At 67.7% G+C, this 10,610-nt stretch carries 9 protein-coding genes; 5 read left to right on the forward strand and 4 right to left on the reverse strand.

All coding sequences use genetic code 11. The annotated features are described in order from the left end of the window. Positions 1-86: 86 nt before the first annotated feature. From VV02_RS16550 to VV02_RS16570, 5 genes are all read left to right on the forward strand, one after another. Positions 87-1,262, forward strand: coding sequence for a substrate-binding domain-containing protein (locus tag VV02_RS16550; RefSeq protein WP_052593230.1), 1,176 nt, complete (start codon positions 87-89; stop codon positions 1,260-1,262). After that, positions 1,259-2,059, forward strand: coding sequence for a sugar phosphate isomerase/epimerase family protein (locus tag VV02_RS16555; RefSeq protein WP_245633111.1), 801 nt, complete (start codon positions 1,259-1,261; stop codon positions 2,057-2,059). The genes VV02_RS16550 and VV02_RS16555 overlap by 4 nt, the downstream gene beginning before the upstream one ends. Continuing rightward, positions 2,056-2,778 carry an alpha/beta hydrolase family protein gene (locus tag VV02_RS16560; protein ID WP_052593232.1) on the forward strand — a complete coding sequence of 241 codons (723 nt, stop codon included), beginning with the start codon at positions 2,056-2,058 and terminating at the stop codon, positions 2,776-2,778. The genes VV02_RS16555 and VV02_RS16560 overlap by 4 nt, the downstream gene beginning before the upstream one ends. Before the next feature lie 27 nt (positions 2,779-2,805). Continuing rightward, positions 2,806-4,470 carry an alpha-L-fucosidase gene (locus VV02_RS16565; protein ID WP_052593234.1) on the forward strand — a complete coding sequence of 555 codons (1,665 nt, stop codon included), beginning with the start codon at positions 2,806-2,808 and terminating at the stop codon, positions 4,468-4,470. Between the two features lie 132 nt (positions 4,471-4,602). Continuing rightward, the gene (locus tag VV02_RS16570) at positions 4,603-6,048 is read left to right on the forward strand and encodes a sulfatase family protein (RefSeq protein WP_052593236.1); all 1,446 of its coding nucleotides are present in this window, start codon (positions 4,603-4,605) and stop codon (positions 6,046-6,048) included. A gap of 13 nt (positions 6,049-6,061) precedes the next feature. Here the strand turns inward: VV02_RS16570 and VV02_RS16575 are convergent, their stop codons facing one another. The 4 genes from VV02_RS16575 to VV02_RS16590 all read right to left on the reverse strand — a co-directional run bounded on the left by VV02_RS16575 (position 6,062) and on the right by VV02_RS16590 (position 10,577). Beyond that, the gene (locus VV02_RS16575; RefSeq protein ID WP_052593238.1) at positions 6,062-7,171 is read right to left on the reverse strand and encodes a TIGR03364 family FAD-dependent oxidoreductase; all 1,110 of its coding nucleotides are present in this window, start codon (positions 7,169-7,171) and stop codon (positions 6,062-6,064) included. A 171-nt stretch (positions 7,172-7,342) separates the two neighbouring features. Next, positions 7,343-8,869 (reverse strand): beta-N-acetylhexosaminidase, encoded by a 1,527-nt coding sequence (locus VV02_RS16580; RefSeq protein WP_052593240.1) that lies wholly within the window; start codon positions 8,867-8,869, stop codon positions 7,343-7,345. Continuing rightward, the gene (locus tag VV02_RS16585) at positions 8,866-9,669 is read right to left on the reverse strand and encodes an endonuclease/exonuclease/phosphatase family protein (RefSeq protein WP_169787707.1); all 804 of its coding nucleotides are present in this window, start codon (positions 9,667-9,669) and stop codon (positions 8,866-8,868) included. Before VV02_RS16585 ends, VV02_RS16580 begins: the two co-directional genes overlap by 4 nt. Before the next feature lie 20 nt (positions 9,670-9,689). Then, a complete protein-coding gene (locus VV02_RS16590; protein ID WP_052593243.1) occupies positions 9,690-10,577 on the reverse strand; it encodes an endonuclease/exonuclease/phosphatase family protein in 888 nt (295 codons plus the stop codon). Between the last annotated feature and the right edge of the window lie 33 nt (positions 10,578-10,610).

Raw genomic sequence — 10,610 nt, forward strand, 5'->3', positions numbered from 1 at the left:
CATCATTCGATGTCATTCGATAGAACGTCAAGCGAATCGGAGAAATACGCGCGAAATTGCTGGGGTGAAGTGATATCGTTTTGCTCATGAGCACGGAAAATGGCGACAAGTCGCCCCTGTCCGCCGATGAACGACACCGGGCGATCCTCGATCGGGTGCAGGCCCAAGGCACGGTGACCGTGCGCGAGCTTGCGCAGACCTTGGGGGTCGCCGCAGTCACGGTCCGGGTCGACGTGCGCGAGCTGGCACGACGCGGTCTCCTCAATCGCGTGCACGGCGGCGCCACCCGGATCGCCTCCCCCGGGACGGGTCTGTCACACCTCGCGGCTCCCGCGGGGGCGACCGGCAGCGGGCCGGCTGCGGCCGGGGAGCCAGGGCGCGCGTACACCTTTGGCGTCGTCGTGCCGCACGCGTCGTACTACTACCCGAAGGTCGTCAGCGGCGCCCGGGAGGCTGCCGATGCACGCGGCGCCCGGCTCATCCTGGGGGTGTCCCAGAACGATGTCGCCGAGGAGCGCGCCCTGGTCGCCCGCCTGCTCGACTCGGGTGTCGACGGGCTGGTGATCGCGAGCCGGTACGACCCTCAGCACTCCCCCGACACGCAAGCCTGGCTTCGCGGGCTCCCGGTGCCGGTCGTCCTGGCCGAGCGGCGCGCCGGCTGGGAGTCGGGCTCCGTCGAGCACGTCGCCACCGATCACGAGCGCGGCGCGTTCGACGCGGTGCAGCACCTCGCCGGCCTCGGTCACCAGAAGATCGGCCTGCTGCACTTTGCGACCATCACCGCTCCTCGGTTGCGCACCGGCTACGAAGCCGCGCTCGAGGCCCTGAGCCTGTCGGTCCCGCCGCCCGAGGTCCCGCAGGACCTGCTCACCGAGAGCCCGCAGGAGCTCGAGGCGAAGGCGGATGCGATCGCGGAGGCCGTACGACAGGGGTCGCTCGACGCGCTGATCGTGCACCATGACGTCGCAGCCCTGCCCCTCGTCAGCCGGCTGCGCCAGGCCGGCATCAGCGTCCCGGGAGACCTGGCCGTGATGGCGTACGACGACGAGCTGGCGGCGCTGTCCGACCCGCCGCTCACGGCCGTGGCGCCACCGCGAGAGGCGGTCGGCGCGACGGCAGTCACACTGCTGACTCAGCGGCTCAACGACCCGACGCGCCCGCTCCATCACCTGTTGCTGCGACCCGAGCTGCGGGTCCGCGCCAGCTGCGGAACCGTCACCGAGACGAGCGCTCCGCAGACCGATGAGCAGGTCTCGGCGTGAGCGCTGCAGCGGCCGACTGGTCGCGTCACCTTGGGATGTGCTCCGTGACGATGCGCGCCCACACCACTGCGCAGGTCATCGAGGTCGCGAGAGGGGCAGGGCTGCCCCGCATCGAGTGGGGTGCCGACGTCCACGCACCACCAGGGGATCAGGGACACCTCGCCGAGCTCAGGGCTCGTACGACGGAGGCCGGGCTGGCCGTCGCGTCGTACGGCTCGTACTGGCGAGCGGGCATCTCTTCTCCCAGCGAGATGACCACACTCGTCGAGGCGGCCAATGCTCTGGGCGCGCCGCGAATTCGGTTGTGGGCAGGGCAGATTGGCACCGCTCAGGCGGACGACGACGTTTGGGACTCGGCTGTTCGGAGCCTCCGTGAGGCGTGCGCGGTCGCGCGCGAGCACAGCATCACGCTCGCACTGGAGTTCCACCCCAACACGTTGACCGACTCCGTCGACTCGACGCTCAAGCTGCTCGAGCGCGTGGACGACCCGACCTTGCGGACGTACTGGCAGCCTCGGCTCGACGAGCCGGTCGAACCCGCCGTCGACGGACTGCGACGGCTGTTGCCGGTGCTCGCCGGGGTGCACGTCTTCTCGTGGTGGCCGGCAGCGACGCGTCTGCCGCTGGCGCAACGTTCAGACCTCTGGGCGTCCGTCACCGCTCTACTGATGGGAGAGATAGAGCCGTGCGACCTCATGCTCGAGTTCGTGCCCGATGATGACGCTGCGCTGATCCCTGGGGAGGCGCAGACCCTGCGCGCCCTCATGACCGCTGGCCGAACTACGTTGGGCGAGTGACTGATCCGCAGCCGCCGTGGGTGGCACCTTTCGTCCTGGACACACCCGACGTTCCGCGCGAGCGGCACGGCACATGGGACTTCTATGACCCGCGGGCCGACGGGCCCCGCCCGCTCGTCATGTTCGTCCACGGTGGACCGGTCAACCCGACCTGGCCGGCTACTCCACGCGACTGGCACGTCTTCCGAGGCTACGGCGCCCAGGTCGCTTCACGCGGGTTCGTCGCCGCGACCGTGGACCACCGGCTGTACGGCGGGGAGGCCTACCCACAGGCGTACGACGACGTCCTCGACGCCATCGAGGCCGCCCGCGACGACGACCGCGTTGACGCGAGTCGTGTTGCAGTCTGGGTGTTCTCGGGCGGCGGCCCGATGCTCGCGCCGCTCCTGCGCGACCGTCCGAAGTGGCTGCGCGTCCTCGCCGCGAGCTATCCAGCAGTCGACTCCTTCCTCGACATCGAGCTGCCCGAGGGCTTCCGCCCGCTCGACGCAGTGCCGACCTCAGACCCGATCCCCATGGTCTTCACCAGAGCCGGTCTCGAGCGCGACTTCCTCGCCCCGGCGCAGGCGACCTATCTCGAGCGACTGGCCGACAGCCCGGTCGAGCTGGAGGTCATCGACGTCCCGCACGGCAACCACAGCTTCGAGCACATTGACTACACCGACGAGTCGCGGGACGCCGTCGAGCTCGCGATCACGAAGGTGCTCGGCCACCTTTGAGCACGGCGCGTCCCTACCGTTGAAGGCATGACCCTTGACGCTGACCGACCGCCTGCGGAGCAGCCCGATCCCGATCAGGCTGGCGGGGGTGCGGCCCGCCTGCCAAGGCAGCGGCGAGGTGCGTGGGTCTGGCTACGCCGTGGCGCGCTGATCTCCGCCGGGACCGTGGTCGCCCTGCTGCTGTCGTACTTCGCGGGCGCCAAGATCTGGCAGAGCCGCGACGACGACAAGGCGAAGCCGACGGCGACAGGGAGGTACCAGGCCACGAAAGCGTCGCTCAACTCGCATCCGCTGCCGCCGTGGTTCCAGAACGCGAAGTTCGGGATCATGATCCATTGGGGCCTGTACTCGGTGCCGGGGTTCGCCCCGAAGGGCAAGACGTTCAACGAGCTGCTGAGCACCGACTACGACCATGCGATGGTCCGCAACCCGTACGCCGAGGACTATGCGAACGCGATGCGTGACCCCTCGTCGCCGACCGCGGCGTACCACCGCGCGCACTACGGCCACGCGCCCTACTCCGACTTCACGAAGGCGTTCGACGCCGGCCTGGCGGACTGGGACCCGGACGCTTGGGCCTCGACCTTCAAGCAGACTGGTGCGTCGTACGTCGTGGTCACCGCCAAGTACGCGGACGGCTACTCGCTCTGGCCGACCCAGGTGCGCAACCCGCATGCGCCGGACTTCCACTCCAAGCGAGACCTCATGGGAGAGCTGGCTGCCGCCGTACGCCGCCAGGGCATGAAGTTCGGTGTCTACTACTCGGGCGGCGTCGACTGGACGTTCCAGCGTCGGGTCGTCAAGACGCTGGGCGACTACGCCTATCCCGGCTCCGGAGAGGACTACCGGTCGTACGCCGAGTCGCAGGTTCGCGAGCTCATCCGCCGCTACAAGCCGGACATCCTGTGGAACGACATCTCCTGGCCGACCGGGGAGAAGCGACTCTTCACCCTGCTCGCCGACTACTACAACACCGTTCCAGAAGGTGTGGTCGACGACCGTTGGCAGACAACGGGATTCGGCACTCAGGCGATGTCAGTGACGGCGCTCCGACGCGGGTTCGATGCGGCGATGAAGCGAGTCATGAAGGATCCCAAGGCGGCTGAGCAGGCGATGAATGGCGGCCAGAAGGTCGCGCACTCCGACTTCACCACGCCCGAGTACGCCCAGCACACCACCGTCCAGCAGAAGTTCTGGCAGCAGGACCGCGGCATCGGCGGCTCGTTCGGCTACAACCGCACGGAGTCCGGCAAGGACTACGCCAGCGTCGAGACTCTCCTCGGCGAGCTCGCGACCGCATCCGCCAACAACGGCGCCCTGCTGCTCAACGTGGGACCCAGCGGCGGCGCGGGCACCATCGTCCCCGAGCAGCTGAGCCGGCTGCACGGCATCGGAGCCTGGTTGCGCGTCAACCGGGAAGCGCTGGACGGCAGCAGACCGTGGACGACGTCCGGCGCCAAGACGTCCGAGGGTCACCAGGTGGTGTTCACCCGCAAGGGGTCGACGGTGTACGTCGTCGTCCTGGGTCGGCCGAAAGGACCCGTCACGGTGACGGGCGTCGACCTCAAGGGCCGGGCGACCAAGCTGGGTTCATCGGAAGCGATCAGTCTGACGTCAGCCGGGGGCGGAACGACGATCAACGATCCGACCGCATCCGATCGCTACGCACCGGTCTACCGCATCCAGCCGTAGCCTCATCAGCGCATCGCGTCCTGCTATGCCAGCCATAGACCATCACGTGTGGCAGCGCCCCTTGGGAGCACTTAGCGTTGAGGACACCGGGTTCCGCATCGCTCTCGAGGTACCGCAGGAAAGTGAGCACTCGTGGGTGACACCACCAGCACGACCAAGCAGCCCAACATCGTCCTGATCCTGTCGGACGACCATGGGTACGCCGACCGCAGCATTCTCGGAATCCACCATGACGTCAGGACGCCATCCTTGGATCGCCTTGCGCGAGAAGGGGTTTCGTGCGCCGAAGGCTATGTGACAGCACCGATCTGCTCGCCATCGCGGGCGGGGCTGATCGTCGGTCAGCACCAGTCGCGTTGGGGTTCTCGCTGGTTCGGCGACAGCAGGTTCCCGGAGCACACACCCTCGCTCGCAGAACAGCTGACCAAGGTCGGATACCGCACGGCATACCTCGGGAAAGTGCACTACGGACCCGAGGACATCGGTGACCCCGGCGCTCCCCCACATCATGGGTTCCAGGAGACGTTCTACGGTCTTGCCGGGAAGCAGACCGGTCGCCTCAACTACCTCCGCCACTCCCAGGCGGCTGTCGACGAGTACGGCCAGCTCGCTTCGACGGCGAGTGCGGTCCAGCCGATGCTCGAGGGCGACACCGAGGTCGACTGTGAGGGATTCCTGACGGATGAGCTCGGCAGCCGCGCCCGAGACTTCGTCAGCCGCAGGAGCGGTCAGGACGAACCGTTCTTCCTGATGCTTGCCTTCAACGCCGTGCACAACTTCTGCTGGCAGCTCCCACCGGAGGAGCTGGAGCGGCGCAGCCTGCCCACCCACGCCGACTTCAAGGGCGACGACCGCGAGAGCTATCTCGACTGGTACGACGGCCAGGTCGCTCCGAACCTCGACCACGGGAGGGCCTACTACCTGGCCCAGCTGGAGCTGATGGACCGGCAGATCGGCGCCCTGCTGGACACCATCGATGACGAGGGCGTCGCTGAGGACACGATCGTCGTGTATCTCACGGACAACGGCGGCTCGAACTGCAACTACGCCGACAACAGCCCCCTGTCCGGCACCAAGTACACCCTGCAAGAAGGCGGCATCCGAGTGCCGTACCTCTGGCGCTGGCCCGGCGGCGGTGTCCCTGCAGGGGTGACCCGCGATGGCGTGGTCTCCTCCATGGACCTGTTTCCGACGTTGCTCACCGCAGCCGGAGCCGAGCCGACGGCGTACGACAGCAGCGACGGCCGTGACCTGATGCCCTTGCTGCGTGACGGTGACCGCGCCTCAGCCCACGAGCGCCTGCACTGGGACAACGGGTTCCAGTGGGCGGTGCGCGAAGGGTCCTGGAAGCTGTGCTGGACCGACCCCGACAGCTCCGAGGTGGCAGGGCTGCGTGCCGTCGAGCGTGCCGAGCCGGTCCTCGGCCTGCGTCTGTACGACGTGGCGCAAGACCCGGGTGAGACGACCGACCTGACGAGCCAGCACCCAGAGATGGTCGAACGCCTCCGAGCAACGCATGAGCAATGGCGTCAGGAGACGCTCGGTTCGCCGTCCCAGCCCACCGTCCGCAGCACCTAGGAGCACGCTGGGTTCAGAGGAGATCATCGAGAACGGAGGCCGCCAGACCGAACGCGGTGGTCATGCCGATGCCGGACGTGACCGACACGGCGCGGGCGTCCTCATGCGGGGTGTCGACGAGGAACGGCTCGGGCGCCGAGGCGTAGACACCGCGCCACCGTTGCAGCACCTGCAGGTTGGGTACGCCGAGCAGGCGGGCGGTCTGCGCCAGAACCAGCTCGTCCAGCTCTTCGTCATCGAACGGGTCGAAGGTGTGGTCGTAGTGGTGGGTGTCGCCGATGGTCAGCGACCCGTCAGGGCGTTGCGTGAACATCAGGTTGAGCCCGGCGGCGACGGCCTCGGGTTCCTCACGCTGCAGACGAGCACGTACGGCCGGCAAGGTGGGGCAGTCCTCGAACGCGCCGTAGCGCAGCATCGAATGACCAGTCAGCAGAGCGGGATCGAGCGTGCGGGCGTGCGGGTCGGTGACGCGCAGCATGCGCAGCCGACACCGTCGTACGCCATGCCGCTCAGCCAGGTCGGGATACACGTAGTCGATGTCATGACCGACAGCGACGACTGTTCGGCGAGCGCGGATGGAGCCGCGCGAGGTGCGTACGAGGCCTGGCTCAGTGCTGGCGAGCGCCGTGCCCCAGTGGAAGGTCACACCCTGCTCGGTCAGCCAGCGGGCAATCGCGGCCGGCGCCTCACGTGGGTCGACGCGCAGGTCCAGCGGCAGCAACGCGCCACCGATGACGTCATCAGCAAGACCGACCCTTTTAAGCACCGCGCTGCGGTCGAGCAGCACGGCGGCAGCGCCGAGCCGGTCGTGCAGCTCGTTCAAGACGGTCATCTCGTCATCCGCGCGAGCAGCCACCACGGTGCCCGCTTCTCGAATCCAGAAGCCGGCCTCCTTGGCCAGCCGCAGCCACTGCCGCCGCGCAGCCATGCCGTACTCCAATGAGAGTCCGGCCTGCGCGCTGGCGCAGCCGTGGCCGAAGTTGCGCACCGAGGCACCGGTGGCGCGCTCATCGCGCTCGAGGACGGCCACCGACAGGCCACGACTCACGGCCTCCACAGCGTGGGCCAGACCGACGATGCCGGCACCGATGACTGCGAGGTCGACAGGTTCACTACTTGTCATGACAAGTACGGTACCGGCTCAGCCGCAGCGGCGCCTACGGTCATTCGACCGTTTCCTTGTCACGATTGGCTATGAGTCTGATGCGTTCGCTTGCCGGGAACGCGCCCACCGGGCGCCGACAGGACCGGCCGCTACTTGTCGTCACAAGTAGCGGCCCGTCCGGGACGCGTGTCAGGTGTTGGCGTCGAGCCGGCGGTAGTGCACGTCCTGCTGGTCGAGGCGAGTCAGGTGAGCGACCAGGCGCGCGCGGAAGTCGTCGTACTCCCCCGTCGTGCCCCAGGCGACCTCCGCGAGAGCGCACAGCCGAGGGAAGGCCATGTACTCGACGTGCTCGGAGGTCGGCATGTACTCCGTCCACAGCTGACCCTGGGTGCCGAGTACGTGCGCGGCCGCCTCAGGACCGAGCTCGGCCGGGACCGGCTCGTACTCATAGACCGTGCGGAGGGGCGTCAAGCGACCGATGGCCACTGGCTCGCTCTCCGGATCCGCCTGGTAGTAGTCGAAGTACGTCCACAGGTGCGGGCACATCACGACGTCGTGCCCGGCCGAGGCGGCTTCGATGCCGCCCTCCTCGCTTCGCCAGGACATGACGGTCGCGCCGGAGGCCAGACCGCCCTCGAGGATCTCGTCCCAGCCGATGAGCCGACGGCCCTTCTCGGTGAGGAAGGAGGACAGCTGACCGATGAACCAGCTCTGCAGGCCATCGGCGTCGACGCCGAGCTCGGCCATCTTCGCCTGAGCGGCCGGTGAGCTGTTCCACTCATCTTTCGGGCACTCGTCGCCGCCGATATGGATGAGAGGGCTCGGGAAGACCTCCATCAGCTCGGTCAAGACGTCCTTGCAGAATTCGATGGTGGAGTCCTCGACATTGAGCACCTCCGGATGCACTCCCCAGGTGGTCGCGACGGGAAGGGTCTTCTCCGGGTGGTTGCCGAGCTCTGGGTACGCCGCGATGGCCGCGCGCATGTGGCCCGGCAGGTCGATCTCGGGCACGATGTCGATCCCACGCGCGGCGGCGTACTCGACGAGGCCCCGGAGTTCGGCCTTCGTGTAGAAGCCGCCGTGCGGCTGGCCGTCGAAGCGTTGCTCCTTGTAATGCCCCGCCATCGACTCGGTACGCCAGGCGCCCACCTCGGTGAGCCGCGGGTACTTCTCGATCTCGATCCGCCAGCCCTGGTCGTCGGTCAGGTGCAGGTGCAGCTTGTTGAGCCGATGCATCGCCAGCAGGTCCACGAACCGGTGGAGGAACTCGGTCGGGAAGAAGTGCCGGCCGACGTCGAGCATGGCTCCGCGCCAGGCGAACCGTGGCTTGTCCTGGATCTCGACGCAGGGCACTTCCCACTTCACGCCGTCGACCTGGTCGCTGGAGAACACCTCGGCGGGCAGCAGCTGTTGCAGCGTCTGCACCGCGTGGCGGTGTCCCCGGATGTCAGCGGCAGCGATCTGTACGCCGTCGGGCCGCACCTGGAGGTGGTACTCCTCGTCCGCGAGCGTGGGCTCGGCCCGGAAGGTGATCGCGCCGGCACTGCCGCCTGTCACCGTGGGGAGAGCCAGTCCTGTAGCCGGTCCCACCAGCTCGCGGAGCAGCTGCGCGGCCGGCTCAGCGGCAGCATCGGCGACGATGCCGGTCGCGTCGCTGAGCGTCCAGCTGCCCGGCTGGGTGCTGATGGTGACGGGTTGAGGTACGAGGTCGGTCATGTCGGAGTGCACTCCTTGTGTTGTCGAACGGGCACGTCTTGATGCACCGAGACAGTCCGGACCGGAGCCAGACTGAGCTCGGCGACGTAGGGAAAGTGATCTGACTCGACGACGTACTCCGTGAGCACGGCCGCCTGATGCACTGATGTTCCGGGCCGGACCAGGATGTAGTCGATCCGGTTGTACGGCGCCGAGCTTGGCTCGGTGTAGCCGAGGCCTGGTCCGGTCCAGGTGTCGACCAGCTCCTCGAGGATGCTCGTGACCTCTTCGGAGTCCGGGGACGCGTTGAGATCACCCAGCAGGACGATCGGACCGGCGCACTCCCGGATGATGTCCACGAGAACCGCGGCCTGAGCCACCCGTTCGTCTGCCTCGGGCCACTGCAGATGCGTGTTGAGGACCGTCAACGGTTGTCCCTCCGTGTCGAGCTCGACACGGAGGACGGCACGCGGCTCGGAGAGCGGGCCGGTGGGCAGCATGACCGTGTCGGACCGGGTGATCGGCAGTCGCGACAGAATTGCGACCCCGTACTGCCGTCGCTGCATGCTGCCTTTGTGCGGCGCTAGGTCGATGGCGGGCCCGTACGCCAGCTCCATGCCAAGGCGGATGGCCAGCTCGCCGCCCTGGTCTGCCCAGTCGCTGCGTGGGCCGTACGACCGGTCGACCTCCTGGAGAGCCACGATGTCGGCGCCACTGGAGTCGATCACCTGAGCGATGCGGTTCAGGTCGAGCACGCCGTCGTCGCCCTCACCGTGGTGGATGTTGTATGTCAGCGCCCGAAGGGCGGTTCCTTCGGGCATGTTCTGAGCCAAGGCCATGCCTACCTTCCTCGGTCCTGCTCGTGAGCGGTCCACAGCTCGGCAATCACCGGCGCATGGTCAGAACAGAACTGCTGTGCTGCATCCCCAGGTCTGCGCTCGGCGAGCATCCATGCCGCCTCGGCACTCACGGCCCCTCGGGCAAAGATGTAGTCGATCCGGTACGGGGCCGCGAACGTTTGCTCGGTGGCCCATGAGCCACCCGGGTCGAGGCGCACGTCGGGTCTAACGGCGCGGTAGACGTCGACGAATCCCGCCTCTTCGATTGCTCGAGTGACCGGACACTCGAGCGCGATGCCGTGATGGCCCGGCGCCCCGGCGAGCTCCGCGGGCCAGTCGAGATGGGAAATCGTGTTGAAGTCGCCGGCCACGATCGCAGGACGGTCCGGGTCGCTGTGCACGCCGACGTAGTCATCGAGCAGCAGTCGGACCTGTTCGACTCGCTTCGCGTCCAGCGCGGTGAGAGTGTCCAGGTCCTCGCGCGTCGGCGGCGCGGTGGTCGCTTTGCCCACTATCGCCTCCATCGGCTGGATCAGATCCTCGAGGTAGGTCAGCCACACGGCGAAGACGTCGATGTCCCCGTCGGGGCCCTGCAGTCGGACGCCTCCAGCGTTGAAGCTGGTCAAGATCGGGCCGGATGGTTCGGGGTAGACCTCAAGAATCGGCAGCCTCGTGAAGATCCACAGGTTGTCGCCCTCGCCTGGTGGCTTCCGGGTAATCGGAACGCCGTGGTAGCCACCGCCCAGAGCGGCCTGGATCGCAGCGCCGAGTCCGTACGTCTCGACCGTCACCACGACATCTGCTCGTGCTGCCGCGATCAACGAGGTGATGGCGGCCCGATGGTCCGCGCCTCCTTGAGGGAGTCCGCCCTCCAGGATGTTCCAGCTCATGACGCGCAAGCGCGATCCCGTCCGATGGTGCGT

Source organism: Luteipulveratus mongoliensis (assembly GCF_001190945.1).
Classification (GTDB): Bacteria; Actinomycetota; Actinomycetes; order Actinomycetales; family Dermatophilaceae; genus Luteipulveratus; species Luteipulveratus mongoliensis.

Bases quoted from the DNA above. Each gene is read 5' to 3' on its own strand.
- VV02_RS16550 (WP_052593230.1), top strand. From the start codon at position 87: ATGAGCACGGAAAATGGCGACAAGTCGCCCCTGTCCGCCGATGAACGA.
- VV02_RS16590 (WP_052593243.1), bottom strand. From the start codon at position 10,577: ATGAGCTGGAACATCCTGGAGGGCGGACTCCCTCAAGGAGGCGCGGAC.
- VV02_RS16575 (WP_052593238.1), bottom strand. From the start codon at position 7,171: ATGACAAGTAGTGAACCTGTCGACCTCGCAGTCATCGGTGCCGGCATC.
- VV02_RS16585 (WP_169787707.1), bottom strand. From the start codon at position 9,669: ATGCCCGAAGGAACCGCCCTTCGGGCGCTGACATACAACATCCACCAC.
- VV02_RS16565 (WP_052593234.1), top strand. From the start codon at position 2,806: ATGACCCTTGACGCTGACCGACCGCCTGCGGAGCAGCCCGATCCCGAT.
- VV02_RS16580 (WP_052593240.1), bottom strand. From the start codon at position 8,869: ATGACCGACCTCGTACCTCAACCCGTCACCATCAGCACCCAGCCGGGC.